At 69.6% G+C, this 24,762-nt stretch carries 25 protein-coding genes; 18 read left to right on the top strand and 7 right to left on the bottom strand.

Translation table 11 applies throughout. The features are described from left to right. Positions 1-78: 78 nt before the first annotated feature. On the top strand, positions 79-1,128 hold the full coding sequence (locus ABEA24_RS06830; protein ID WP_345429801.1) for an aldo/keto reductase: 1,050 nt from the start codon (positions 79-81) through the stop codon (positions 1,126-1,128). 22 nt (positions 1,129-1,150) lie between these two features. Here ABEA24_RS06830 and ABEA24_RS06825 read toward each other — a convergent pair whose 3' ends face one another. The 4 genes from ABEA24_RS06825 to ABEA24_RS06810 are packed head-to-tail and all read right to left on the bottom strand — an operon-like array spanning position 1,151 to position 4,713. Next, positions 1,151-2,134 carry an NADPH:quinone reductase gene (locus ABEA24_RS06825; protein WP_345429800.1) on the bottom strand — a complete coding sequence of 328 codons (984 nt, stop codon included), beginning with the start codon at positions 2,132-2,134 and terminating at the stop codon, positions 1,151-1,153. After that, complete coding sequence (locus ABEA24_RS06820; RefSeq protein WP_345429799.1) at positions 2,131-3,312, bottom strand: alpha/beta hydrolase; 1,182 nt, start codon at positions 3,310-3,312, stop codon at positions 2,131-2,133. The genes ABEA24_RS06825 and ABEA24_RS06820 overlap by 4 nt, the downstream gene beginning before the upstream one ends. Before the next feature lie 44 nt (positions 3,313-3,356). Beyond that, positions 3,357-4,313 (bottom strand): LysR family transcriptional regulator, encoded by a 957-nt coding sequence (locus ABEA24_RS06815; protein WP_345429798.1) that lies wholly within the window; start codon positions 4,311-4,313, stop codon positions 3,357-3,359. Positions 4,314-4,347: 34 nt separating this feature from the next. Continuing rightward, positions 4,348-4,713 (bottom strand): DoxX family protein, encoded by a 366-nt coding sequence (locus ABEA24_RS06810; protein ID WP_345429797.1) that lies wholly within the window; start codon positions 4,711-4,713, stop codon positions 4,348-4,350. Between the two features lie 131 nt (positions 4,714-4,844). Here ABEA24_RS06810 and ABEA24_RS06805 point away from each other — a divergent pair, with 131 nt between their 5' ends. The 3 genes from ABEA24_RS06805 to ABEA24_RS06795 all read left to right on the top strand — a co-directional run bounded on the left by ABEA24_RS06805 (position 4,845) and on the right by ABEA24_RS06795 (position 7,787). Next, positions 4,845-5,219 carry a winged helix-turn-helix transcriptional regulator gene (locus ABEA24_RS06805; RefSeq protein WP_345429796.1) on the top strand — a complete coding sequence of 125 codons (375 nt, stop codon included), beginning with the start codon at positions 4,845-4,847 and terminating at the stop codon, positions 5,217-5,219. Positions 5,220-5,502: 283 nt separating this feature from the next. Then, complete coding sequence (locus ABEA24_RS06800) at positions 5,503-6,921, top strand: amidase (RefSeq protein WP_345429795.1); 1,419 nt, start codon at positions 5,503-5,505, stop codon at positions 6,919-6,921. A 119-nt stretch (positions 6,922-7,040) separates the two neighbouring features. Beyond that, positions 7,041-7,787, top strand: a complete 747-nt coding sequence (locus tag ABEA24_RS06795; protein ID WP_345429794.1) for a Clp protease N-terminal domain-containing protein — start codon at positions 7,041-7,043, stop codon at positions 7,785-7,787. Positions 7,788-7,994: 207 nt separating this feature from the next. Here the strand turns inward: ABEA24_RS06795 and ABEA24_RS06790 are convergent, their stop codons facing one another. Continuing rightward, complete coding sequence (locus ABEA24_RS06790) at positions 7,995-8,771, bottom strand: MerR family transcriptional regulator (protein ID WP_345429793.1); 777 nt, start codon at positions 8,769-8,771, stop codon at positions 7,995-7,997. Positions 8,772-8,942: 171 nt separating this feature from the next. Here ABEA24_RS06790 and ABEA24_RS06785 point away from each other — a divergent pair, with 171 nt between their 5' ends. From ABEA24_RS06785 to rox, 11 genes are all read left to right on the top strand, one after another. Beyond that, a complete protein-coding gene (locus ABEA24_RS06785) occupies positions 8,943-9,584 on the top strand; it encodes a class I SAM-dependent methyltransferase (protein ID WP_345429792.1) in 642 nt (213 codons plus the stop codon). A gap of 46 nt (positions 9,585-9,630) precedes the next feature. Further along, positions 9,631-10,005: a helix-turn-helix domain-containing protein gene (locus ABEA24_RS06780; protein ID WP_345429791.1), complete on the top strand. Its 375-nt coding sequence runs from the start codon at positions 9,631-9,633 to the stop codon at positions 10,003-10,005. A 3-nt stretch (positions 10,006-10,008) separates the two neighbouring features. Further along, on the top strand, positions 10,009-10,974 hold the full coding sequence (locus tag ABEA24_RS06775; RefSeq protein ID WP_345429790.1) for a threo-3-hydroxy-L-aspartate ammonia-lyase: 966 nt from the start codon (positions 10,009-10,011) through the stop codon (positions 10,972-10,974). An 87-nt stretch (positions 10,975-11,061) separates the two neighbouring features. Continuing rightward, entirely contained in the window at positions 11,062-11,655 is a 594-nt protein-coding gene (locus ABEA24_RS06770; RefSeq protein ID WP_345430626.1) for a TetR/AcrR family transcriptional regulator, read from the top strand. Beyond that, complete coding sequence (locus tag ABEA24_RS06765; protein ID WP_345429789.1) at positions 11,652-12,482, top strand: alpha/beta fold hydrolase; 831 nt, start codon at positions 11,652-11,654, stop codon at positions 12,480-12,482. Before ABEA24_RS06770 ends, ABEA24_RS06765 begins: the two co-directional genes overlap by 4 nt. Positions 12,483-12,574: 92 nt before the next feature. Continuing rightward, on the top strand, positions 12,575-13,666 hold the full coding sequence (locus tag ABEA24_RS06760; protein ID WP_345429788.1) for an NAD(P)/FAD-dependent oxidoreductase: 1,092 nt from the start codon (positions 12,575-12,577) through the stop codon (positions 13,664-13,666). Positions 13,667-13,811: 145 nt separating this feature from the next. Then, on the top strand, positions 13,812-14,726 hold the full coding sequence (locus ABEA24_RS06755) for an LLM class flavin-dependent oxidoreductase (protein ID WP_345429787.1): 915 nt from the start codon (positions 13,812-13,814) through the stop codon (positions 14,724-14,726). A gap of 139 nt (positions 14,727-14,865) precedes the next feature. Next, on the top strand, positions 14,866-15,315 hold the full coding sequence (locus tag ABEA24_RS06750) for a helix-turn-helix transcriptional regulator (RefSeq protein ID WP_425551163.1): 450 nt from the start codon (positions 14,866-14,868) through the stop codon (positions 15,313-15,315). A gap of 14 nt (positions 15,316-15,329) precedes the next feature. Then, positions 15,330-15,740 (top strand): VOC family protein, encoded by a 411-nt coding sequence (locus tag ABEA24_RS06745; RefSeq protein ID WP_345429785.1) that lies wholly within the window; start codon positions 15,330-15,332, stop codon positions 15,738-15,740. Between the two features lie 247 nt (positions 15,741-15,987). Further along, positions 15,988-18,378, top strand: coding sequence for an ATP-binding cassette domain-containing protein (locus ABEA24_RS06740; RefSeq protein WP_345429784.1), 2,391 nt, complete (start codon positions 15,988-15,990; stop codon positions 18,376-18,378). Positions 18,379-18,778: 400 nt separating this feature from the next. Beyond that, positions 18,779-20,203, top strand: coding sequence for a rifampin monooxygenase (rox, locus tag ABEA24_RS06735; RefSeq protein WP_345430625.1), 1,425 nt, complete (start codon positions 18,779-18,781; stop codon positions 20,201-20,203). 187 nt (positions 20,204-20,390) lie between these two features. Here the strand turns inward: rox and ABEA24_RS06730 are convergent, their stop codons facing one another. Then, positions 20,391-20,906 carry a hypothetical protein gene (locus tag ABEA24_RS06730; RefSeq protein WP_345429783.1) on the bottom strand — a complete coding sequence of 172 codons (516 nt, stop codon included), beginning with the start codon at positions 20,904-20,906 and terminating at the stop codon, positions 20,391-20,393. A gap of 212 nt (positions 20,907-21,118) precedes the next feature. On the opposite strand from ABEA24_RS06730, the gene ABEA24_RS06725 reads away from it, so the two are divergent. Continuing rightward, positions 21,119-21,799, top strand: a complete 681-nt coding sequence (locus ABEA24_RS06725; RefSeq protein ID WP_345429782.1) for a Tn3 family transposase — start codon at positions 21,119-21,121, stop codon at positions 21,797-21,799. 152 nt (positions 21,800-21,951) lie between these two features. Here the strand turns inward: ABEA24_RS06725 and ABEA24_RS06720 are convergent, their stop codons facing one another. After that, positions 21,952-23,115: an epoxide hydrolase family protein gene (locus ABEA24_RS06720; RefSeq protein ID WP_345429781.1), complete on the bottom strand. Its 1,164-nt coding sequence runs from the start codon at positions 23,113-23,115 to the stop codon at positions 21,952-21,954. Between the two features lie 97 nt (positions 23,116-23,212). On the opposite strand from ABEA24_RS06720, the gene ABEA24_RS06715 reads away from it, so the two are divergent. Beyond that, the gene (locus tag ABEA24_RS06715; RefSeq protein ID WP_345429780.1) at positions 23,213-23,812 is read left to right on the top strand and encodes a TetR/AcrR family transcriptional regulator; all 600 of its coding nucleotides are present in this window, start codon (positions 23,213-23,215) and stop codon (positions 23,810-23,812) included. A gap of 521 nt (positions 23,813-24,333) precedes the next feature. Beyond that, a complete protein-coding gene (locus tag ABEA24_RS06710) occupies positions 24,334-24,708 on the top strand; it encodes a DoxX family protein (RefSeq protein WP_345429779.1) in 375 nt (124 codons plus the stop codon). Positions 24,709-24,762: the final 54 nt, after the last annotated feature.

Here is a 24,762-nt window from a genome sequence, read left to right as displayed (position 1 = left end):
CGGACCGGCAGGGGCGAGGCCCCGGGCTCCGCGATCACCGGCGTGGTCGCCCTCCCGTAGCGACAAGGAGCAACGATCGTGCGCTATCGCGTTCTCGGCGGCACCGGCATCGAGGTGAGCGTCCACTGCCTGGGCACCATGATGTTCGGAGCCGTCGGCAACCCCGACCACGACGAGTGCGCCCGCATCATCCACGCGGCCCTCGACCAGGGGATCAACTTCGTCGACACCGCCGACATGTACTCCGCCGGGGAGTCGGAGGAGATCGTGGGCAAGGCCCTGAAGGGCCGCCGCGACGATGTCGTGCTGGCCACCAAGGTGCACTTCCCGATGGGGGAGGGACGCAACCGGGGCGGCAACTCACGGCGCTGGATCATCAAGGAGGTCGAGGAGAGCCTGCGGCGGCTCCAGACCGACTGGATCGACCTGTACCAGATCCACCGTCCCGACCACACCACCGACATCGAGGAGACGCTCTCCGCGCTGAGCGACCTGGTGCACCAGGGCAAGATCCGCGCCTTCGGATGCTCCACCTTCCCCGCCGAAGAGATCGTCGAGGCCCACCACGTCGCCGAGCGCCGCGGCCTCCTGCGCTTCCGCACCGAGCAGCCGCCGTACTCGCTCCTCGCCCGGGGGATCGAGGCCTCGGTGCTCCCGACCTGTCGCCGCCTGGGCATGGGCGTCCTGACCTGGAGCCCGCTCGCATCGGGATTCCTGACCGGCAGGTACCGCAAGGACCAGCCCATCGACCTGTCCAGCGGCCGGCCGTCCCTCACGCCGGGACGCTTCGATCCCGCGCTGCCGGAGAACGCCAGGAAGTACGAGGCCGTCGAAGCGCTCGTCGAGCTGGCCGCCGACCTCGGCTGCTCACTGCCCGCGCTCGCGGTGGCCTTCCCGGTGGCTCATCCCGCGGTGACCTCTGTGATCATCGGTCCGCGGACCATGGAGCAGCTGGAGGAGACGCTGAAGGGCGCTTCGCTCACCCTCGACGACGCGGCCCTCGACCGGATCGACGAGATCACGCCTCCCGGGACCGACCTGTACCGCGCGGACGGCGCTTGGCAGCCGCCCGCGCTGACCGACACCTCCGTACGGCGCCGCCTCCTCACCGAGCGCGCCGCCGGCTGAGCGCCCGAGGCGCGGCGCCGGGTCACAGGTTGACGATGACCTTGCCGATGCCGCTGCCGGTCTCGACCGCCTCGTGGGCGGCCGCGATCTCATCGAGTGGGTGGCGTGCGGCGATGGGGTGGTCGAGGGCGTCCCTGGCCAGCAGTTCGGTGATGTCCTCGAGGCCCGACCGCAGCGCGTCTTCGGGCATCACGTACACCAGCACCATGCGGACGACGATGCCGCGCCGCATGAGCGGATAGAACGGCAGCGCCGGCTCCGGTACGGCGTCGGACGCGTAGCTGGCGATGGTGCCGTTGGTGGCGACGGCCGCGGAGGTGAGGGGAAGGTTGGCGCCGAACGCCACGTCCACGACACGGTCGGCGCCGCGGCCGCCGGTCAGATCGAGGATGGCCTCGGCCGCGTCCGTACGGCGGTAGTCGACGACGTGGTCGGCGCCGGAGGCCAGGGCGGCGCGCTGTTTCTCTCCGGTGCTGGCGGTCGCGATCACGGTCGCGCCGTGGTTCTTGGCGAGCTGGATCGCGTAGTGGCCGACGCCTCCCGCGCCGCCCGTGACCAGGACCGTCGCCCCGTCGACCGGGCCGTCGGCGAGCAGACAGCGGTGCGCGGTCAGCGCCGGGACGCCGAGGCACGCCCCGGCCTCGAAGCCGACCGCACCGGGCAGCTCGACGGCCTGCGCGTCCGGCACCACGACGTATTCGGCCGAGGTGCCGAACGGCGAGTGCTGCCCTGCAGCGTGCACCCACACCCGGCGTCCGACACGGTCGGCGGGAACACCGGGGCCGACCCTGTCGATGATCCCGGCGCCGTCGTCGCCGGGGATGACGCGCGGCGCGGTCATCGCCCGCCCGCCGACGCCGGAGCGCCGCTTGACGTCGGCGGGGTTCACCCCGGCCGCCGCCACCCGTACGCGGACCTCGCCGGGCCCGGGTTCGGGATCGGGCAGTTCCCCGACGGTGAGGACCTCGCGAGCGGCGCCGTTGCGGTCGTACCAGGCGGCCCTCATCGCGGATCGCCCTCCGCGGCGGCGGGCAGGAACTCGTCGAGGGCGTCCGCGACCAGTTCGGGCCGCTCCAGGGTCTGCTGGTGCGGCGTGCCGGGCAGCTCCACGTAGGTCGAGCCGGGGATGCGCTTGGCGATCCCGGACATGATCTCGGGGGTGGTGGAGGCGTCGACGGCACCGGACAGCACCAGCGTGGGCGCGGGGAGATCGGCCAGGCGGCCCTGCACGTCGAGACCCTTGTACGCGCGCCAGGCCGCCGTCCAGTCCTGGGGCAGCATGCGGCGGATCCGCTCGCGGGCGTACCGGACGCCCCAGGTGTCGGCCGCCAGCGCGTCCGGTGTGAACCACCGGGTCAGCGTCGGCGCCACCTGGGCCTCCATCCCGTCGGTCTCGCCGGACCGGGCCCGGTTCTCGAACGCGTCGGTGAACGGGTGGTCGCTGGTGGCCAGCAGCGCCAGTGACGCGATCCGTTCCCGGTGCCGTACGGCGGCGGTCTGCGCGATCGAGCCGCCCATCGACAGGCCCACCACATGCGCCTGGTCGAGACCGAGCGCGTCCATGACGCCGAGCAGATCGTCGCCGGTCTGGTCCATCGTGAACGGCGCGGGTGAGCCGGCGGCCGAGCCGTGCCCGCGGATGTCGTAGGCGAAGACCCTGCGGCCCTCGGCGAGGCGGTGCATGACCGGCTCCCACATCCGCCAGTCCAACCCCAGCGAGTGGGACAGCAGCACGGCCGGTCCGCTCTCGCCCACCTGCGCCACCACGGTCTCGTGGTCCTCGAGCCGTACCTTATGGAGTCGTGGGGGAGCGGGGACACCCGCCTCGGTCAGCACCCGGTCGATCACGCTCAAGGCGGTCAGGCCGCGCGGGAAACCGGCGTACAACGCCACGTGCTCGGCCAGCGCCCGCAGCTCATCCGCCCCGATGCCCTGGCGCAGGGCGGCGCGTACGTGCACGGCGAGCTTGTCGTCCGCGCCGCCGAGCGTCGCGATGACCGCCACCGTCGCCAGCTCCCGGGCGGCCCGGCCGAGCTCCGGCCGGGTCATCGGCCCGGCGAAGGCGGTCTCGATCATCGTTTCGTACATGTGCGGCGAGGCTGCCTTGATCCCGGCGAGCTGCTCCTCGGCGGAGCCGCCGATGAGCGCCGCGTATTCCCACTGGCCACGTTCGTTTCTGTTCATGACTCGATCATTTCCTCAGACCGAGTCATACGTCCAATATCTGATCAGCCTCGTGGTGATAGGCCGAGGATATCGCCGTGCTCGGCCACGAACTCGACGAAGGCCTTCAGCGCGGGAGTCGGCACCCGTACCGCGGACCAGGCCAGCGACGGCCGCCATGTCAGCACCGGCTCCAGATCGATCACCCGTACGGGCGGGCCAGGCTCGGTAGCGACCGAGCGCGGCAGGACGGCAGCGGCGAGCCCGACGCTCACCAGCGACCGCGCCGTCCCGTAGTCGCGCGTCTCGAACCGGAACCTCCCGGAGACCCCGGCGTCGGCCAGCGCCCCCGCGACCACCTCCCGTACGACCGACCCGGCCGCATAGGTGACGAGGTCGAGGTCGCCCAGCTCGGCCACCCTCGCCTGCCCGCCCGGCGCGAAGGCCGTGCCCGGCGAGGCGGCGTCCGTGAGGGCCGCGGGCGTGGCATGCCGCGGCGGGGCGTCAGGCGCCACGATCAGCACCAGCGGTTCTTCTCCGAGCGGGCGGGCGGCCAGCCGTGGCTCGTTCTGCGGCACCTCGGCCACGGTCGCCACGTCCAGCTGTCCGGCCAGCAGGCCCTCCACCATCTCCCCGGTGGTCATCTCGCGGAACCGCATCTCGATCCCGGGATAGGCGGTGCAGAACTCGGCCAGCAGCCTGGACATCCCCGAGATGAGTCCGCGCGCCACCCCGAGCCGGATCCGACCGCGCGTACCACCGGCCCACCCCCGCATCTCGTCCTCGACCGCGCCGAGGTCCGAGAGGATCCGGTCGGCTCGCTCCAGCAGCGCCGAGCCGGCCTCGGTCAGCGCCACCCGATGGTTGTCCCGCTCGAACAGCACCACGCCGAGCTGGCGTTCGAGCTTTCGGATCTGCTGTGACAGCGCGGGCTGGGCGATCCGCAGCGCCCCCGCGGCCCGGGTGAAGTGCAGCTCCCTCGCCACGGCCTGGAAGTACTCGAGCTGACGTGAACTGATCACCGCCCGACTATCCCACCCCCGCAGGGCAGACGGTTCAGAGCCAGATGGCGCCGAGCCAGGCGGTCGCCGCGGCGGCCGCCAGGAGGGCGATGTTGAGCCCGATCTGCCGGACCTCGCCACGGCTCAGGTGGACCGCGATGCCGCCGATCTGGATCAGGACGAGGCCGATCGCCGCGGCGATGGCGAGCCAGGGCGCGATCCCGGTGAGCGGCGGCAGGATCAGGCCGGCCGCGCCGAGGACCTCCAGGACTCCGATCAGGCGGACGAGCGGCATGGGGACGGTGTCGACCCAGCCCATCATCGGCTGGAGCTGCTCCTGACTCTGGATGATCTTCTTGCCTCCGGCGTAGAGGTAGAAGACGGCCAGGAGCGCCGCGACGATCCAGTAGGAAATCTCCATGAAGGACACCTCGGGGGCTAGTGACGTGGCGCTGGCGACGTTGGTTACCAGTCGTAAGTAGCCGCATGATGCATCACTATTGAGAGCCTTACAAAAGGCACATGCGTGTGCGTTACACACAGGGGGCTGTCATGTCGGAGTACGAGCACACCTGCATGATCCGAGGAGATGGAGGACGGACGATCCGCGCCATCCTCGACCGCATCTGCAACAAGTGGACGTTGCTGATCGTGGCGACCCTCGACCAGGGAAGCCTGCGCTTCACCGACCTGCACCATCAGGTCCCCGGGATCTCCCAGCGCATGCTGACCCTGACGCTCCGGAACCTCGAACGCGACGGCCTGGTCTCCCGGACGGTGTACGCCGAGGTCCCGCCACGAGTCGAATACGCGCTGACCCCTACCGGCAAGAGCCTTATTCCACCGGCATTGGCCCTCGCCGGCTGGGCCATCGAGCACATCTCGCACATCGAGGCCAGCCGAGAGGCCTACCAGGGCTCCCGGTAATCCTGGCCTGATGTCCTGTGGGACGGCCATATTTCGGTTGACGGTGGGAACCGCCGCTGTGAGCCTGATCTGGATGTCCCGAGCGTAGAAGCACCTCGATCACTTGCAGGGGATGGTCCCGGAGCCGAAGGCCCGGTTGAGACCGTCGCCCTGCCGATGCCGCCTGTCGTGGCAGCGGCCCGGTTCGCCGGCGCTGCCGACCCGTGTGAGCGACGAGGGTTCCGGCCATACGGAACCCTTCGGTGATCGATGCAGGCGTCGAGGACGCCGAGAAGGACTTCTCATGGAACTTCACGAGTACGCGCGGTATGACGCGATCGGGCTTCGGAATCTGATCAGGGCGGGAGAGGTAAGCGCCGAAGAGGTGGAAACCGTGGCGCGCGAGGCCCTGGCCGTGGCGAACGCCGAGGTGAACGGCCTGGCGCTGCCATTGTTCACGCCAGCGCTCGATCATGCTGAGACCGGCCCCTTCGCCGGGGTCCCGTTTCTCATCAAGGACCACGGGCCGGTGGCGCGGGGGATCCCGTTCTCCATCGGGAGCCGGGCTCTGCAGGGCGCGGTCGCTCGGCACGACAGCGATCTGATGGCTCGTTTCCGGGCCGCCGGCCTGGTCACCCTGGGCCTCACCACCGTGCCGGAGATGGCGATCAGCTTCTCCACCGAGTCGGTCAAGCATGGACCGACACGCAATCCGTGGGATCTGGAACGGGGCGTCGGCGGGTCGAGCGGCGGTGCGGCAGCTCTTGTCGCAGCCGGTGGCGTTCCGGTCGCCCATGGCGGCGACGGAGCCGGGTCCATTCGGATCCCGGCCGCCTGCTGCGGTCTCGTCGGCCTCAAACCAAGCCGAGGCCGCGTCCCGTGCGGGCCGGACATGGGAGAGCCGATGCTCGGGATGGTCTACGAGTTCGCCTTGACGCGGACCGTCCGTGACGCCGCTCACCTGCTGGATGCCGTTCAGGGACCGGGCGTCGGCGACAAGTACACCGCACCGCCTCCACGGAGCGGATACGCCGACGACCTGGGAATCGAGCCAGGGCCGCTGCGGGTGGCGGTGACCACGGCGGCGTGGTCGGGAGCGTGGGTGGACCCACAGGTGGCAGCAGCGACGGTCCAGGTGGGCCGGACACTGGAGGAGATGGGCCACACCGTCGCCGAGGCCCGCCCGGTCCTCGACTGGGATGACGTCATGCGATGCGCGATGGCAACAACTGTGGCGATCGCCTCGACACTGCTCCTGGCACCCAGACAACCCGACCCGGCCAAGTTGGAAGCGGTCTCCAGGCGGCTTCTGGAAGTCGCGAAGGACTACAGCGCGCTGGACATGATGGCCGCCTTCAGCGCACAGAACCGCGTGACCCGATCGGTGGGCGCGTTCTTCACCGAATACGACCTGCTCATCACACCCACACTGGGCCGGCTCCCGGCGCCTCACGGCACCCTGCGCTACGACGACCCCGACCACACCCTGACGAGCTGGCTACAGTCGATCTTCGACTACGGCCCGTTCACGATGGTCTTCAACATCTCCGGGCAGCCGGCGATCAACCTGCCGCTCGGCCAAGGCGACGGCGCACTGCCGATCGGAGTGCAGATCATCGCACCCTACGGCCGTGAAGATCTGTTGTTCCAAATCGCGGGCCGGCTGGAACAGGCAATGCCCTGGAACCACCGAACCCCTCAATTCGCCATCGGAAGGCGCTGACAGGCCGCCGCAGACCCGGAACCCATGGCTCGGGGTTACTGCTGTCTTCCACCGTAACCCCTAAGGGGTTAAGGGGTTATGTTGATAACCCCATCATCCCCCCACAGGGAGGACCGGTCGTGCCGAAGATCAACGTGTACCTGCCCGACGACCTGGCGGAGGCGGTCAAGGACGCCGGCGTGCCGGTGTCCGCGGTCTGCCAGCGCGCCCTGGAACAGGCGGTACGGCGCGTCACCGCCATCCGGCAGACCGCATTGAGCGAGCTGTCGGCCGACGACCTGACCGAGCGGCTGCCCGCCTTCACCGCCCGGACCCGAGCCGCGATCAAACTGGCCGTCGACCGCGCCCGCGCCGACGCCTCCGCGAACGTCGGCACCGGACACCTGCTCGCCGGCATGATCGCCGAAGGCGGAAACCTGGCCCTGCACGTGCTCCGAGCCCTGGACATCGACCCCGCCCAGATCCAGCGCGACCTCGAACGGCAGACCGGCGCCGAGGAGGGTGGAGCGGAGGACGACTCGTCGGTGCACTTCAGCACCGCGGCCGCCGGCGCACTAGAACTCGCGGTGACCGAGGCGACCGCGCTCGGGCACAACTACGTCGGCTGCGAGCATCTGCTGCTGGGCCTGGTCACCGAACCCGACGGCACGGCCGGCCAGATCCTGCGAGCACACGGAGCCGAGCCCCGGCTGACCCGGCGTGCCGTGACGGCCGCTCTGGCGGGTTACGTGCACCTGCGCGCCCAGACCGCCGCCACCGATCCCGCCCAGGCCCTGGCCACCGCCGTCCAGCAGCAACTCCAGCCGCTCGTCGCACGCGTCGAGCGGCTGGAGGAACGCCTCGGCCCGGTGCCCGAACAGCAGTGACCGGTGCGGTGCACCCCGCGGGCCGGCCAGGGTCCGGCGATCGCACCGAGGCTCGCATGCCCGGGCCTGCCACCCGTGTCGTGCTCCGGTACGCGGCCGTGACCGGCTTCTGGCTGGTGGTCCTGCTCCCGATCCTGTCCGGCACGCGGTGACCGGGCCGGCGGAGCGGAAGCGCGGGCCGTCCGCTGATCGGCCGTGATGCGGGCCTCAGGTCGTGATGTAGTCGTGCAGGCGGCCGGAGCCCTCGAGCATCGCGGTCGTCTGCCGGTTGAGCGCCTCCCGGCGTTCGTCGAGCGCTGCGCGCAGGGCCTCGCGGCTCCCCGTACGACGTAGCTCTTCCATGACCGATCGGATCCGCGGCAGGGGATAGTGGCTCTGGCGCAGGACCGCGATGAGGCGTGCGTCCCGGACGTCGGCGGCCCCGAAGCGGCGGTACCCCGTGGCCGGGTCGCGGCCCGGAGCGAGCAACCCGGCGGCCTCCCACACCCGCAGCGCGGAGCTGCGCACTCCCAGGCGGGCGGCCACCTCCCCGACGCTCAGTCCGGTTCGCGGCAAGGCCTCGGTGTCGGGGGCCTGCCGGGCGATCGCCTCGAGGGCCTCGCTCGCCGCCTCCAGGGACAGCCGGTTCTGGTGCAGCGTCGCGTGCTCGGCGTCGACGAGCGTGAGCGCCCGGGGGAGGTCCCCCGCATGCACCGCGCGCATGATCGCCTGTGCGGCACGGGAACCGTATCCCTTGAGGAGGGCCCGGTAGGTGACCACGGCGCGGCGGTGCCGCTCCTCGAATCGGCGGTAACCGGCGAGGGTCCGCGCCGCGGGCGGCAGGATGCCCGCCTCCTCGTAGTTGCGGATCTGCTGGGTCGAGACGCCGGCCACCCGCGCCAGGTCGACGGGGCGAAGCCCTGCCCCCTCCCGGACCGCCGATCCGTCTTGGAACCGCACCGCGTCCGCGGCGGCCACGAAGGTGCGTACAGCGTCGGGATCCACACCGACCATGGTGGTGCACAACGCTTGGTTGTGCGCTGCCGGCGGTTCGGTTGTTCGAGCACGAGCGCGAACTGGCCCCGAGCCACACCTGACACACCGCGGCTCGCGCGAAGGGTTCGCGCCCGCCCCGATGTCCTTCCCGGGGCGGGCGCCGTGCGATGCTGTTTCGCCGTGGGAGATCATGAAGGTCACGCCTCTGTCCGCCGCGGCTACGACACCGTCGCCGAGGAGTACGCGGCCGGGTTCCGCGACGAACTGTCCGGCAAGCCGCTGGACCGCGCGCTGCTGGCGTGCCTCATCGAGCAGACCGAGCCGGGCACCGCGATCGCCGACCTGGGTTGCGGTCCCGGCCACGTGGCGGGCCGGCTCGCCGAGCACGGCGTGCGCACGGTCGGCATCGACCTGTCCGCGGGCATGGTCGCGGTGGGCCGCCGGGAGTTTCCGGCCGTGGAGTTCCGGGAGGGAGACCTGCTGGCGCTGCCCGCGGCGGACGGTGAGTTCGGATCGGCCGTGGCGTTCTACTCGATCATCCATCTGCACCCCTCAGAGCTGCGGCGGGCCTTCGAAGAGGTCCGCCGAGTGCTGCGCCCCTCCGGTCTGTTCCTCGTCTCCTTCCACATCGGCGCCGAGATGAGGCATCTCGGCGAATGGTGGGGCCACGAGGTGGACATCGACTTCCGGTTCTTCGAGCCCGGCCACGTCGCCGAGGTGCTCGGCGAGGCCGGATTCACCGTCGAGACGCGGACCGAGCGTGTGCCGTACGCCGGTGAGGTCGACACGCGCCGCGCCTACCTGCTGGCCCGACGGCCCTGATCCGCTTCCGCCTCCGTACTCTCCGGTGGGGTCAGGGGCCGGGACGGTGTTCGGGGCCCTGTGCGTCAACCTCGACATCACTGCCGTCAACCAGGCGCACGCCCTGATCGGCGAGATCGCCGGCGTCACCGGCCCGGCCGCCGTGCCGACCACCATGTTCGGCGACGACATCGGATCCGTGGTGGACGCCATCGTCGACGAGCACCAACTGCGGCAGAACAAGCCCTGGACGGACCTCGGCCGGGCCGAGCGCCTGGAGCTGTTCCGCAACCTGAACGACCGGAGCGTGTTCGCCGTACGGGGCGTGGCCCGGCAGGTCGCGGCCCGGCTCGGCATCTCCCGCGCCTCCGCCTACAACTACCTCGCCGAAGCCCGAGCCGCGCCCTCACCCGACGGCGCCACCCCCTCCACGGAAGGCTGAAGGATGACGAACACACCGCCGGTCACCCTGGACGACGTCCGCGACGCGGCAGCGCGGATCAAGGGCGTCGCGCACCGTACCCCCGTGCTGCGCTCACGCACGATCGACGCGCTCGTCGGCGCGGAGGTGTTCCTTAAGTGCGAGAACTTCCAGCGCATCGGCGCGTTCAAGTTCCGCGGCGCCTACAACGCCGCCTCCCGCCTGGCGCCCGAGCAGGTCAGCAAGGGCATCGCCGCCTACTCCTCGGGCAACCACGCCCAGGCCGTCGCCCTCGCCGCGCGAGAGCTCGGCACCACCGCGGTGATCCTCATGCCGGAGGACACCCCGCGGTCCAAGATGGACGCGACCGCGGGGTACGGCGCCGAGGTCGTCACCTATGACCGCTACACCGGCGACCGGGTCGCCATCGGCGAGGCACTGGCCGCCGACCGCGGCCTGGCACTCATCCCTCCGTACGAGCATCCGCACGTCATCGCCGGGCAGGGCACCGCCGCCCTCGAACTCCTCGAGAAGGTCGGCGACCTCGACGCGCTCCTCGTCCCGGTCGGCGGTGGCGGGCTCATCGCCGGCAGTGCCACCGCCGCCAAGGGCCTGCGCTCGGACATCCGCGTGATCGGCGTCGAGCCGGAGGCCGGCGACGACACCAAGCGGTCCCTGGAGGCCGGCCGGCGCGTCTCCATCCCCGTGCCCCGCACGATCGCCGACGGGCAGGCCGCCGACATCCCCGGCGAGTTGACCTTCTCCATCAACCGGCGGCTCGTCGACGAGATCGCCCTGGTCACCGACGACCAGATCCGCGAAGCCATGCGGCTGGCCTTCGAACGTCTGAAGATCGTCATCGAGCCTAGCGGCGCCACCCCGCTGGCCGCCCTGCTGTCCGGCCGCATCGCCCCCGTCCCGCCCCGCATCGGCGTGATCGTCTCCGGCGGCAACATCGACGCCCGGCGTTTCGCCGAACTGTGCGCCTGACCGCGACGGCCCCGGCGGCATCCGGGCGGCCAACTGGCTAGTGATGCTAGGCTGATTCCTAGAGCCTCTAGGGATTGGAGGGTGCGGATGGGACGCGCCGGTCTCAGTGCCGCGAAGCTGACGGAGGCCGCCGCGGAGATGGCGGACGACGTCGGGTTCGAGCAGGTCACCGTCTCCGCGCTCGCGCGACGCTTCGGCGTGAAGGACGCCAGCCTGTACTCGCACGTCAAGAACCTGCGGGACCTGCGCGTCCGGATCGCCCTGCTCGGCGGCGAGGAGATGACCGACCGCATCGCCACGGAGGTGGCGGGCCGGGCCGGCAAGGACGCGCTCGTCGCCTTCGCCAACGCCTACCGGCGGTACGCCCTCGACCATCCCGGCCGCTACGCCGCGACCCAGATGCGGTTCACACCGGAAGAGGTCGCCGCCGCCGCCGACTCCGCCGGAATGCGCCGCAGCATCGAGCTGACGTACGGCATGCTGCGCGCCTACGGCCTGACCGAGCCGGACCTGACCGACGCGGGCCGCCTGTTGCGCGCCACCTTCCACGGCTACGTCCACCTGGAGTTCAGCGGCGGGTTCAACCACCCTCGCGAGATCGAGGAGTCCTGGGCGCGCTCGCTCGACGCGCTCCATGTCCTCCTGGAGAACTGGCCACGACACGATCGGAAGAACGGATGACGAACCCGCCCATGACCGGCACGCTCAGCGTGCCCGGCGCGACGCTCCATTACGAGAAGCGCGGCAGCGGCCCGGTCCTGCTGCTGATCCCCGGCGGCGGCGCCGACGCCGGGCTGTACGCGGGAATGGCCGCAGACCTGGCCGCCCGGTACACCGTGGTGTCCTACGATCCGCGCGGCCTGTCCCGCAGTCGTCTCGATGGACCTCTCACCGACCAGCGGGTGGACGTGTGGAGCGACGACGCCCGCCGGCTGCTGGACCTGGTCGCCCCGGACGACGAGGCCTTCGTGCTGGGTTGCAGCTCAGGTGCCATCGTCGCGGTCGACCTGCTGGCCCGGCATCCCGAACGCCTGCGCCGGGTGGTCGCGCACGAGCCGCCGCTGCTGGAACTCCTGGAGGATCCCGCCCCGCACCGGGCGCTGTTCGCCGAGGTCCGCGAGATCTTCCGCGCCGAGGGGGTCGGCCCCGCGATGGCCCGGTTCAGTGAAGGGCTGGGGGACCGGCCGGCGGAGCAGGCCACGGATCTGCCGCCCGAGATCCAGGAGATGGCCCCACGGATGCACGCCAACCTCCCGGTCTTCCTCGAGCACGTGCTGTGCCCGTTCTCCTCGACCGCGCCGGATCTCGCCGCGCTCCGTCCCGTCGCCCACAAGCTCGTGCCGGCGGCCGGGCGGGACTCGCGTGCGCAGGTGCCGCTCTACGGCCCGCCTGCCCGGCTGGCGGAGTCGCTCGGGTGCGACCTCGTCGAGTTCCCCGGCGGGCACGTCGGGGCCGTCGAATTCCCGAAGGAGTTCGCCAAGCAGCTCCTGGCGGTCCTCGACGGGTGAGGAGCGCTCGGGTGGGCGCGAGTTGCAGTTCGTAGTACGAACTAATATAGTTCGTACTACGAACTCAACTCTCGTCTGGGGGAGCGGAACTCATGACTCGTACGGTCGCGATCATCGGCGGAGGCTACGGCGGGGCGGCGGTTGCCAAGGCGCTGGACTCCGAAGCCGACGTCGTTCTCATCGATCCCCGCGACGCGTTCGTCAACGCCGCCGGGTCGCTGCGGGCGCTGACTCAGCCCGACTGGGCGCCGAACATGTTCTTTCCATTCGACACGCTGCTCACGCGGGGCACGGTGATGCGCGACCGCGCCGCCTCGGTGGACCCGGCCGGCGTCACCCTGGCCTCAGGCCGTCGTGTCGAGGCCGACTATCTGGTCCTGGCAACCGGCTCCAGCTATCCCCACCCGGCCAAGCCCGGTGCCGAGTCGACCGCCGAAGCGCTGGACGACCTCCGCCACACCCACAAGGAGCTGGCCGGCGCCGAGCGCGTGCTGATCCTCGGCGCCGGGCCGGTCGGTCTGGAACTGGCCGGGGAGATCAAAGAGGTCTGGCCGCACAAGCACGTGACCATCGTCGACCCGGCCGAGCAGCTCCTGGCCGCCTACCGGCCCGAGATGCGCCAGGACCTGCACCGCCAGCTCGACGAACTGGGCGTCGAGCTGCGGCTGGGCACCGCCCTGACGGCGCCACCGGCGACCGGGCCCGGCCGGGCCGGGGCCTTCACCGTCACCACTTCCAGCGGCGATGAGATCACCGCCGACATCTGGTTCCGCGCCCACGGCGTGCAGGTCAACAGTGACTACCTCGCCGACGGCCGGCTCACGACCCCCACGACGCAGGGACAGGTCCCCGTCACCGAGAGCCTCAACGTCCACGGGTACGACCACGTCTACGCGATCGGCGACATCACCGATGTCGCCGAGGCCAAGAGGGCCGGGTACGCGATGCAGCACGCCGAGGTCGTGGCGCAGAACATCATCGCCCAACTGCGCGGCGAACGGCCCACAGCGATCTACGCCCCCGCATCCGACCCCATGATCCTGCTCCCGCTCGGACCGCGAGGCGGTGTCGGCCAACTGCCCACACCCGATGGCCCGGCCGTCATCCCCGCGGCGACGGTCTCCGAGTACAAGGGCGCCGACCTGTTCACCGGCCGTTTCGCCCAGCTGTTCGGCTCCGCCTGAAGGGTCGGAACCCGCGGAGCCCCTCAGCCGCCGCCCGAGGCGTACGCCTGGTGATCAGGCGTCGGCGCTCACGTCCAGGGCGTTATCGCATTCGCCGCACCGAAACGCTTCCTGGTGCGAATTCCCGCTAATGGAAGGCAACACATTGTCCGTACAACAAGTCGTCTTCGGGTTCGGTGCGCACAGCGGCATCGATGACGGGCCGGAGCTGCTGCGCATGGCCGAACAGGCCGACCGCGACGGGCTCGACATCTTCTCGCTGTCGGACCATCCCTACATCGGTGAGCGCCTCGACGCGTACGCCTCCGTCGGTTTCATCCTCGGACGCACGCAGCGCCTCGCCGGCTTCGCCAACGTCACCAACCTGCCGACCCGGCCCGCTCCCATGCTGGCGCGGACGGTGACGTCGCTGTCGGCACTGTCCGGCGGCCGCATCGTGCTCGGCATGGGCGCGGGCGGGCTGTGGGACCGGATCGTCGGCATGGGAGTGCCGCGGCTCTCGCCGAGTGAGGCCGTGGACGCCTTCGAAGAAGCGATCGTCCTGGTCAAGAAGCTGTCCGGCGGCGGTCCGCCGGTCACCTACCGGGGCCGCCACTACCAGGTGAACCAGATCGAACCGGCTCCGGTGGCCGCACCTCCGGTGTGGACCGGATCGGTCGGCCGCAAGTCCCTTGCCGCCACCGGCCGGGTGGCCGACGGCTGGATCCCCGGCCACGCGGCGGATTGGCTCAGCGAACGATACCGGACGTCGCGGCCGATCATCGACGAAGCGGCGGCGGCCGTCGGCCGCGACCCGCGCCAGATCCGCACGGTCTTCAACTTCCCCGGCCGCATCACCGACCGGCCACTGCCCGCAACACGCGACCGCGACGGCCGTTGGATCGGCGGTTCCGCCGGCCAGTGGGCCGAGGAACTGACCGGAGCCGTCCTGGAGCACGGCGCATCGGGCTTCATGCTCTTCTCACCCGAAGGCGGCACGCCGGACCTCGTCTCTCTCGGCCGCTGGGCCGCGGAGATCGCCCCGGCCGTACGCGAAGCGATCGCGAAGGAGAACGGCTAAGCGTTCTAGCCGGATGGCCGCGCGAGCGGCGGGTGCCGCTGCCCGGGGCGGCCGGGGGGAACGGCGTCGAACGAGCTGGCCAGAGCGGAGTGCGGTGGGACGCCGGCGGCGCTGGCCAACCTCGGTATGACGTGGCACGATTTCGCAGGTGACCAGCAGACCCGCCGCGACGCAGCGCCTGAACGACCTCGCGCGGCTGCGTCGCGTCCGGGACCGGATCGACCGGGAGTACGCGCAGCCGCTGGACGTCGAGGCACTGGCCCGCGGGGTGAACATGTCGGCCGGGCATCTCAGCCGGCAGTTCCGGCTCGCCTATGGTGAGTCGCCGTACGCCTATCTGATGACGCGGCGGATCGAGCGCGCGATGGCGCTGCTGCGGCGGGGTGATCTCAGCGTCACCGAGGTGTGTTTCGCGGTCGGCTGCTCGTCACTGGGCACCTTCAGCACCCGCTTCACCGAGTTGGTCGGCGTGCCGCCCACCGTCTACCGGCGCCGGTCGGCGGGCACGACGGCGGGGATGCCGCCCTGCGTGGCCAAACAGGTGACCAGACCGATCAGGAATCGAGAAGCCCTGGTCAAAGGGTCGTAAGTAGCCTGACCTCCATGGATATCACCATTCACGCGTGCTTCCTCCCGCATGACGACCCGGACGCCTCGCTCGCCTTCTATCGCGACGCCCTCCGCTTCGAGGTCCGCAACGACGTCGGGCAGGGCACGATGCGCTGGATCACGGTCGGCCCCAAGGACCAGCCCGGCACGTCCATCGTCCTGCATCCGCCGACCGCCGACCCCGGCATCACCGACGACGAGCGTCGCACCATCGCCGAGATGATGGCCAAGGGCACCTACGCCCGCATCATCCTGGCCACCAAGGACCTCGACGGCGTCTTCGCGCGACTGCAGGCCGACGACGCCGAGGTCGCCCAGGAGCCGACCGACCAGCCGTACGGGATCCGCGACTGCGCCTTCCGCGACCCCGCGGGCAACCTGATCCGCATCCAGGAGTTGCGCTGAGCCGTCCGGCGACCCCATTCATGACCTGGACAGACGGCCCGTGATCGGCTGCGGCTGGGCCATGCCCGCGAGCTTTCCATGATCGAGGGCGTAGCCGAGGTCCGCGAGATCGACGCACCGCCGCAGAGGTAGGGTGACCGATTCGTCGCGCACACCGGCTTCGACCGCGTGCGCCGACCGCGCCGTACCGCTGGTTCCGCATCTCCCCGCGCCGTAAGGGCGGCCCCACCTGACAGATGGAGACACGATGAGCATGGCCCCGAGGACGGATACACAGCCGCCTGCGCCGCACGTTGCCGACAGCCACGATCTGATCCGCGTGCAGGGCGCGCGGGAGAACAACCTCAAGGACGTCAGCGTCGAGATCCCGAAGCGCCGGCTGACGGTGTTCACCGGCGTATCCGGCTCGGGCAAGAGCTCGCTGGTGTTCGGCACGATCGCCGCGGAGTCGCAGCGGCTGATCAACGAGACCTACAGCGCCTTCGTGCAGGGTTTCATGCCGACGCTGGGGCGCCCTGAGGTCGACGTGCTCGATGGGCTGACCACGGCGATCATCGTCGACCAGGAGCGGATGGGCGCGAACTCCCGCTCCACGGTGGGCACCGTCACCGACGCCAACGCGATGCTGCGCATCCTGTTCAGCCGGCTCGGGCAGCCGCACATCGGCTCGGCCCAGGCGTTCTCCTTCAACGTCGCCTCGATCAGCGGGGCGGGTGCGGTCACACTCGAGCGCGGCGGGAAGACCATGAAGGAGCGGCGCGAGTTCACCATCACCGGCGGCATGTGTCCGCGCTGCGAGGGCATGGGGTCGGTGACCGACATCGACCTGTCCCAGCTGTACGACGACTCCAAGTCGCTCGCCGAGGGCGCGATCACCGTCCCCGGCTACAAGGCGGACGGCTGGATGGTGCGGTCGTTCACGGAGTCCGGTTTCCTCGACCCCGACAAGCCGATCCGCGACTTCACCAAGGAAGAGCTGCACGACTTCCTGCACCGGGAACCGGTCAAGGTCAAGATGAAGGGGATCAACGCCACGTACGAGGGCCTGGTCCCGCGGGTCCAGAAGTCGTTCCTGTCCAAGGACGTCAACGCGCTGCAGCCGCACATCCGGGCGTTCGTGGAGCGGGCGGTCACCTTCACCGACTGTCCCGAATGCGGCGGCACCCGGCTCAGCGAGACCGCCCGGTCGTCGAAGATCAAGGGGATCAGCATCGCCGACGCCTGCGCGATGCAGATCAACGACCTGGCCTCGTGGGTGCGAAGCCTGGACGAGCCGTCGATGGCGCCGCTGCTCGCGAAGCTGCAGCACTCCCTCGACTCGTTCGTGGAGATCGGGCTGGGCTACCTCTCGCTCGATCGGCCGTCGGGCACGCTGTCGGGCGGGGAGGCGCAGCGCACCAAGATGATCCGCCATCTCGGGTCGTCGCTCACCGACGTGACGTACGTCTTCGACGAGCCGACGATCGGTCTGCACCCGCACGACATCCAGCGGATGAACGACTTGCTGCTGCGGCTGCGGGACAAGGGCAACACCGTGCTCGTCGTCGAGCACAAGCCGGAGGTGATCGCGATCGCCGACCACGTCGTCGACCTCGGTCCCCGCGCCGGCACCGCCGGTGGCGAGGTGGTCTTCGAGGGCACCGTCGACGGTCTGCGGGCCAGCGGCACGATGACCGGACGGCACCTGGACGACCGGGCCAGTCTGAAGCCGTCGATGCGGACACCGTCGGGAGTTCTGGAGGTACGCGGCGCCGGCACCCACAACCTGCAGCACGTCGACGTCGACATCCCGCTCGGTGTGCTGGTCGTCGTGACCGGGGTTGCGGGCTCGGGCAAGAGTTCGCTGATCCACGGCTCGGTGTCCGGACGGGACGGAGTGGTGTCGATCGACCAGGGCGCGATCCGCGGCTCGCGGCGGAGCAACCCGGCGACCTACACCGGACTGCTCGAACCGATCCGCAAGGCGTTCGCCAAGGCCAACGGCGTGAAGCCGGCGCTGTTCAGCGCCAACTCCGAGGGCGCCTGCCCCACCTGCAACGGCGCCGGCGTCATCTACACCGACCTGGCGATGATGGCCGGCGTCGCCACCACCTGCGAGGAGTGCGAAGGGAAGCGGTTCCAGGCATCGGTGCTGGAGTACCACCTCGGCGGCCGCGACATCAGCGAGGTGCTCGCGATGTCGGTGACCGAGGCCGAAAAGTTCTTCGGCGCCGGCGAGGCGCACACGCCGGCCGCGCACGCCATCCTCGACCGGCTCGCCGACGTCGGGCTCGGCTACCTCACCCTCGGCCAGCCGCTCACCACGCTGTCCGGCGGCGAGCGGCAGCGGCTCAAGCTGGCCACCCACATGGCCGCCAACGGCGGCGTCTACGTCCTCGACGAGCCGACCACCGGCCTCCACCTCGCCGACGTCGAACAGCTGCTCGGCCTGCTCGACCGGCTCGTCGAGTCCGGCAAGTCGGTCATCGTCATCGAGCACCACCAGGCGGTCATGGCACACGCCGACTGGATCATCGACCTCGGCCCAGGCGCCGGCCACGACGGCGGCCGGATCGTCTTCGAGGGCACACCCGCCGACCTCGTCGCCGCCCGCTCCACCCTCACCGGCGAGCACCTCGCGGCCTACGTCGGCACATGAGGTGCCGACGGCCTGGTCGCGGCCGGCGATGGCGGGGCCAGCCTGCGCGAACAGTAGGGCCAGTAGCAGGGCGGCACCGATTCCGCACGCCGTCGCGGTAAGGATTGGACGGCGTGATGCTCGGGCTTGTAGCTTGCAGTTGACCGTGACACCGCCCGAGGAGGTGAGACCCATGAACGCTGTATCGATGTGGGTGCTCCCTCTTCCCGTCACGGTCGGGCGATTGACATAGGTGTCGCCGGGAGTGCCTCGCCAACAAGGGCACTCCCGAAAGGCAACACCTATGCACTCTCAGTTCACCGCCGAGCCGTCGTCGAACGATATGGCCGAGCGCGACTTCACCGTGGGCGACGTCCCCGGACCCTGGTCGCCGGCCTCCGGTGCCGATCGCGCGCCCCTCATGTTCGACGTGATCATTGCCGGGTGCGGGCCGACCGGTGCGACGCTGGCCGCCGAACTGCGGCTGCACGATGTGCGGGTACTCGTTCTGGAGAAGGAAACCGAGCCCGTGTCGTTCGTCCGCATAGTCGGTCTGCATATTCGCAGTCTCGAGCTGATGGCAATGCGCGGACTGCTGGAGCGCATTCTCGAACACGGAAGACAGCGTCCGGCCGGCGGTCTCTTCGCCGCCATCACCAAACCCGCGCCCAAGGGCCTGGATTCCGCGCACGCCTATGTGCTGGGCATCCCGCAGCCGAGCATCGATCACCTGCTCGAAGAACATGCGATCGAACTGGGTGCGCAGGTCCGGCGCGGTTGTGCGGTGGCCGATTTCGAGCAGGACGACGAGGGCGTGACCGTCGAGCTGGCCAACGGGGAACGGCTGCGTTCACGCTATCTCGTCGGCTGTGACGGCGGGCGCAGTACGGTGCGCAAACTGCTCGGCGTCGGCTTCCCCGGCGAGCCCTCACGGTCCGAGACGCTGATGGGCGAGATGGAAGCGGGTGTGCCGCAGGAGGAGATCGCCGCCAAGGTGGCCGAAATCCGCGAGACCAATAAGCGATTCTGGCTCAGGTCCTTCGGCGAAGGGGTCTATCAGGTCGTAGTCCCCGTCGCGGGAGTCAGCGATCGCGCGGAACCGGCCACCCTCGAGGATTTCAAACAACAGTTGCGCACCATCGCCGGAACCGATTTCGGCGTGCACTCGCCGCGCTGGTTGTCCCGCTTCGGGGATGCCACCCGGCTGGCCGAACGTTATCGGGTCGGGCGGGTGCTGCTGGCCGGCGATGCGGCACACGTCCATCCACCCACCGGCGGACAGGGCCTCAACCTGGGCGTTCAGGACGCATTCAACCTCGGCTGGAAACTGGCCGCACAGATCCGCGGCTGGGCGCCGGAAACACTGCTGGACACCTACCAGGCCGAACGTCATCCGGTCGCCGAGGACGTGCTGGACAACACCCGCGCCCAGATGGAACTGCTGTCCACCGAACCGGGCCCGCAGGCCGTGCGCAGGCTGCTCACCGAACTGATGGACTTCGACGAGGTGAACCGCTATCTGATCGAGAAGATCACCGCGATCGGCATCCGCTACGACTTCGGCGCAGGCCCCGACCTGCTCGGCCGCCGTATGCGCGACATCGACGTGAAACAGGGCCACCTCTACGGTCTGCTGCATCGCGGCCGCGGCCTGCTGCTGGACCGCACCCAACGCCTGACCGTCGGCGGCTGGTCAGACCGGGTCGATTACCTCGCGGATCCCACTGCGGTACTGGATGTTCCGTGCGTCCTGCTACGCCCCGACGGCCACGTCGCCTGGATCGGCGACGATCAGCAGGACCTGGACGACCACCTCTCCCGCTGGTTCGGCAAGCCCGCCAACTGATTTCGCCTGAGCAACCGAAAAGGCCCATGAGGATGATCGGAACGGCCAGTAGCGACTGACCATCGGAAGGCTGGAGGCAGCATCAGCCCTGGCGCTCTGGCGCCAGGGTCGGCCTGCGGGGAGGGTCGGCCCTCCGAGTGACGACCGGAAGACGGCGGAAGAGCACCGAACCTGTGCGGTCACAGTCCTAGCTGTTGAGTGAGAGGGCTGTCGTGTCGCGGCTGCCGCCCAGCGCGCCGAGCGCAGTCCGGACGAGCAGGTTGACCTTTGCATCGGTCTCGTCTCCGGTGGCCGAGGAGGCCAGGGCCGGAGAGTCCGCTGGCAGGTCGTGGACCTCGTGCAGAAGGGCGAGGTAGACCCGGCGACACCAGGCGGGGTCCACCACGGTGATTGCTCCTGCGCCTCGCAGGCGAGCGAAGAGCAGGTCAAGGCCGTCGAGAACTGCCGGCGTGAGGACCGTGGTGAGCTGGACGGCGAAGCGGTGGCTGAGCTTGCGATCGAAGACGATCTCCGTGAGACGGTGCAGCACGATAAGGGGCGGCGCGGTCTTCACTCGTGCTTCTGCCAGTCCGAGCAGGTAGCGCTGGCTGAGCTGCTCGGTGACCGCGGGCCTGGACCGGCTGTCCGGCGCGCTCGCGGACGGCTCGGCGGGCGGGGTGAAAGTCACCATCCGCAAGGGCGAGCCATGGATCACCGTGCCCAAGCTGGAGCCGCTGGCCGAGCCCACCGGCCTGGCGGCGCTCAAGGAGGAGGTCGCACGTCGCTGGGGCGTCCTCGACCTCCTGGACGTGCTGAAGAACGCCGACTTCCTCACCGGTTTCACCGAGGAGTTCTCCTCGGTGGCCGCGTACGAGCGCATCGAGCGCCGTCCTCCAGCGCCGCCTCCTGCTGGCCCTCTTCGCGCTGGGCACGAACATGGGCATCCGTGCCATCGTGGCGACCGGCGAGCACGGCGAGAGCGAGGCCGCGCTGCGGCACGTGCTGATCGAGGGCCTGCTGCGGCACTGCACGGACGCCGAGATCGAGTCCAACTACGTCGACACCCACGGCGCGAGCGTCGTCGGGTTCGCCTTCACCGAGCTGCTCAACTTCCGCCTGCTGCCAAGGTTGAAGAACATCAGCAGCATCCGTCTGTACCGCCCGGACGACACTCCGCCCGGCTGGCCGGCGCTCGGCGGCTCGCTGACCCGGCCGATCCGCTGGGAGCTGATCGCGCAGCAGTACGACCAGATGGTCAAGTACGCCACCGCGCTCCGCCTCGGCACCGCCGAGGCCGAGCAGGTCCTGCGGCGTTTCACCCGCGGCGGTCCCAAGCACACCACCTACGCTGCGCTCGAAGAACTGGGCCGCACCGTACGCACCATCTTCGCCTGCGACTATCTCGCCAGCCCCGACCTGCGCCGGGAGATCCATGGCGGGCTCCAGGTCGTGGAGAACTGGAACAGCGCGAACACCGTGCTGCACTACGGCAAGGAGGGCGCCCTGACCGGCCCGGACAAGGAGCACGCCGAGACCTCGATGCTCGCCCTGCACCACGGCTCACTGATGTTGAGGCCAAGACGGTTGTCGAGCGTCTCGTACGTTTCGAGGAGGTAGAGCCCCTCGTCGCGAGATTCCACCAGAAACTCGGCCCCCGGAAACGTGATGGACCTCACGCCTTTGATAAGGCATGCTGCACCCCCAGCGCCTTTGGTCGATTCAGTGAAGCCCGAGTGATACGCGTGCGCTCCTGAGCTCGCGCGTTGGCGTCAGGAACGAAGGGTGCGCAGGCCGGTGCGGATTTCGCTGACCAGGATCTCGGGCTGTTCCAAGGCCGCGAAGTGCCCGCCCTTGTCGGCCTCGCCGTAGTGGATCAGATTGCTGTAGGTGTCTTCGATCCAGCTTCGTGGCAGGCGTGGGATGTCCCTCGGGAAGACGGTCACCGCGACCGGAAGCGTCAGCTTCGGGCCGGCGAGAGTGGCCGATTTGTTCTCCCAGTAGATGCGGCCGGACGACGCTGCGCTGTTGGTGAACCAGTAGAGGGATATCGCGTCGAGCATGTCGTCCATGCTGAGGGCGTCCTCGGCGAGCCCGTGGTTGTCGGTCTTGGACTGGAACTTCTCGTAGATCCAGGCTGCCTGACCAGCGGGAGAGTCCGCCAGGGCGAATCCGACAGTCTCCGGCTTCGTGCGCTGAAGGTGGTTCGACCCACCGAGATCGCCGGTGTAGAGGGCGAGGGCCTCCACGGCGTAGCGCTGTTCGGGCGACAAGGTGTCGGGTATCTGTGCGGGAAAGGCGTACTGGGTGTTCAGATGAATTCCGAGAAGCCCCTCAGGTTGCATGGCCCCGAGGGCGGTGGTGACGACGGCACCCCAATCGCCGCCTTGCGCGGCCCATCTTGTGTAGCCGAGACGCTTCATCAGCTCCACCCACGCGCTTGCGATGCGCGATACAGTCCACCCGGTCTCCGTGGGCTTCTGGGAGAACCCGAACCCGGGGAGCGACGGGACGACGACGTCGAATGAATCGGCGGCGTCTCCTCCGAACGAAACCGGATCGGTCAGCGGGCCGATCAGCTTCAGGAACTCGACGATCGAGCCCGGCCATCCGTGCGTGAGTACCAGCGGCATCGCGTTGGGATTCTTGGACCTGACATGGATGAAGTGGATGTCCAGCCCATCAATCTCGGTCAGGAATTGGGGGAAGCGATTGAGCTCGGACTCGAAGCGCCGCCAGTCGTAGCCGCGCTCCCAGTAGTCGACCAGAGATCTGGCGTTCTCTACGCGAACCCCTTGCGACCAGTCGCCCACCGTTTCCGGATCCGGCCATCGAGTCCTGGCCAGTCGCTGCTTCACGTCGTCGATCTCCGAATCCGGGATCGAGACGGTGAACGGGCGGACGAGAACCGAGGTCGGCGGCGTCGGTGCGGTCATTGCCTTCTTCTCCTGGGCTTCGAAGCGCAGCGCAACTCTCCGTTGCACACCAGTGTGCAATCTACTTCACTGCACACTGGTGTGCAACAATGGTGTCGTGCCCACCGAGTCCTCCCGTGTGCGCTCGATGAACGAGACACGCGATCGCATCCTCGACGTCGCCCTCGACGTGCTGGGAGAGAACCCCGACGCCGGCATGGGCGACATCGCCTCCGCTGCCGGCGTCGTCCGTCGCACCGTCTATGGTCATTTCCCCTCGCGCCTCGACCTGGTTCGGACACTCACGGAACGGGCCGTCACCGAGATGACAGCCGTGCTCACCGAAGTCAACGCCTCCGACGCAGAAGCGGACGCGGCGTGGGCCGAATTCATCGCCCGCCTCTGGCCGGTGGCGCACCGGTACCGAGTGCTGCTGGCGCTGCGCCGTGGCGAGTACGGCGAGGCGATCCACGGCCTGCTCGGGCCAGTCGACGAACTCCTCGCCGACCTCGTGAAACGGGGCCAGGACACCGACGTGTTCGCACAGCACCTGTCGGCGGGCATTCTGAGCCAGGTTGCCTACGGCGTCGTGTTCGCCATCGCGGACAGCGACCTGTCGAACGGGACCCTCGGCGCCCGAGCGGCGACGATCACGAGCCTGCTGATGCTGGGAGTTCCCGAGACGCGCGCAATCGCTCTCGTGGGCGACCAGCCCTGACCCGCAGCACTCGAGCGGAGCCGCGGATCGTCCTGCTCCGGACACGACATCGACACCGCACCCCGCCAAGAATCCGGTGAGAACAGTGTGATCGCGACGATGTGAGTGGCACGGCGCGGCTGGAGAGTGTGCCCGCGCAGACTGCCTCCCTCTCAGGCCCGTCGCCGACTTCTCACAAATGACCGGTTGCGAGAGTCTGTTTCATGTTCTGGGCGAAGGATCTCCGCCTCCAGGAACGGAGGGACCTCGGCCGCGAGCGGCCGGGCCCCGGGCCGGCGGCGGGCATCCCGCTGTACACGCCGCTTCTTGATCCGCCCCATCGTCGTCCTCCGCGTCGGCGTCTCTCACCACAACGGCACCAGAGCCGGTGCTCCCGGCCGGAAGCGACGACGCCGAACCCGACCTCCTCCCAAACCCTGCGCGCCTACCGCGGCGACCTCCTCCAGTTCAGGAGATGTCACAGGCGGGGGCTGCTGTCTCGTCGTACGGGGTGCAGGCAATCCTCGATCAAGGAGTGGATGATGAACCTCGCGCTGTGGATCGCTGCCGGGCTCCTGGCCGTAGTGGCCCTGAGCGGCGGCATCAGCAAGACTTTCGTGCCCAAGGAGAAATTGGCCGCGTTCCACGGTGGGGGATGGACCGGAGACGCCGGCGTCGGCTTCGTCAAGACCCTCGGCGTCCTCGAGCTCCTGGCCGCGGCCGGCCTGATCCTGCCCGCCGCGCTCGACGTCGCACCGGTACTCATGCCGGTGACCGCCGTCTGCTGGATCCTGCTGATGGTCGGCGCGATGATCACCCACGGCCGCCGCGGCGAATCCACGTTCGTGGTGCTTAACCTGATCTATCTCGCGCTCGCGGCGTTCATCGCGTGGGGCGGCTTCGGGACATGGCGATGACGATGATGACCGAGGAGCGTGGCTCCGCCGGCTCCAAGGCCAAGCGGGAACTCG

The sequence above is a fragment of the Actinoallomurus vinaceus genome (assembly GCF_039542055.1).
GTDB classification, from domain to species: domain Bacteria; phylum Actinomycetota; class Actinomycetes; order Streptosporangiales; family Streptosporangiaceae; genus Actinoallomurus; species Actinoallomurus vinaceus.
Note: the sequence above shows the minus strand (reverse complement) of the source record. Positions and strands in the feature narration are given on the sequence as shown.

Excerpts from the sequence above, each read along its gene's own strand:
- ABEA24_RS06825 (WP_345429800.1), bottom strand. The coding sequence starts at position 2,134 with ATGAGGGCCGCCTGGTACGACCGCAACGGCGCCGCTCGCGAGGTCCTC.
- ABEA24_RS06820 (WP_345429799.1), bottom strand. The coding sequence starts at position 3,312 with ATGAACAGAAACGAACGTGGCCAGTGGGAATACGCGGCGCTCATCGGC.
- ABEA24_RS06810 (WP_345429797.1), bottom strand. The coding sequence starts at position 4,713 with ATGGAGATTTCCTACTGGATCGTCGCGGCGCTCCTGGCCGTCTTCTAC.
- ABEA24_RS06805 (WP_345429796.1), top strand. The coding sequence starts at position 4,845 with ATGTCGGAGTACGAGCACACCTGCATGATCCGAGGAGATGGAGGACGG.
- ABEA24_RS06800 (WP_345429795.1), top strand. The coding sequence starts at position 5,503 with ATGGAACTTCACGAGTACGCGCGGTATGACGCGATCGGGCTTCGGAAT.
- ABEA24_RS06775 (WP_345429790.1), top strand. The coding sequence starts at position 10,009 with ATGACGAACACACCGCCGGTCACCCTGGACGACGTCCGCGACGCGGCA.
- ABEA24_RS06770 (WP_345430626.1), top strand. The coding sequence starts at position 11,062 with ATGGGACGCGCCGGTCTCAGTGCCGCGAAGCTGACGGAGGCCGCCGCG.
- ABEA24_RS06765 (WP_345429789.1), top strand. The coding sequence starts at position 11,652 with ATGACGAACCCGCCCATGACCGGCACGCTCAGCGTGCCCGGCGCGACG.
- ABEA24_RS06760 (WP_345429788.1), top strand. The coding sequence starts at position 12,575 with ATGACTCGTACGGTCGCGATCATCGGCGGAGGCTACGGCGGGGCGGCG.
- ABEA24_RS06745 (WP_345429785.1), top strand. The coding sequence starts at position 15,330 with ATGGATATCACCATTCACGCGTGCTTCCTCCCGCATGACGACCCGGAC.
- ABEA24_RS06740 (WP_345429784.1), top strand. The coding sequence starts at position 15,988 with ATGAGCATGGCCCCGAGGACGGATACACAGCCGCCTGCGCCGCACGTT.
- rox (WP_345430625.1), top strand. The coding sequence starts at position 18,779 with ATGTTCGACGTGATCATTGCCGGGTGCGGGCCGACCGGTGCGACGCTG.
- ABEA24_RS06725 (WP_345429782.1), top strand. The coding sequence starts at position 21,119 with ATGGGCATCCGTGCCATCGTGGCGACCGGCGAGCACGGCGAGAGCGAG.
- ABEA24_RS06720 (WP_345429781.1), bottom strand. The coding sequence starts at position 23,115 with ATGACCGCACCGACGCCGCCGACCTCGGTTCTCGTCCGCCCGTTCACC.
- ABEA24_RS06710 (WP_345429779.1), top strand. The coding sequence starts at position 24,334 with ATGAACCTCGCGCTGTGGATCGCTGCCGGGCTCCTGGCCGTAGTGGCC.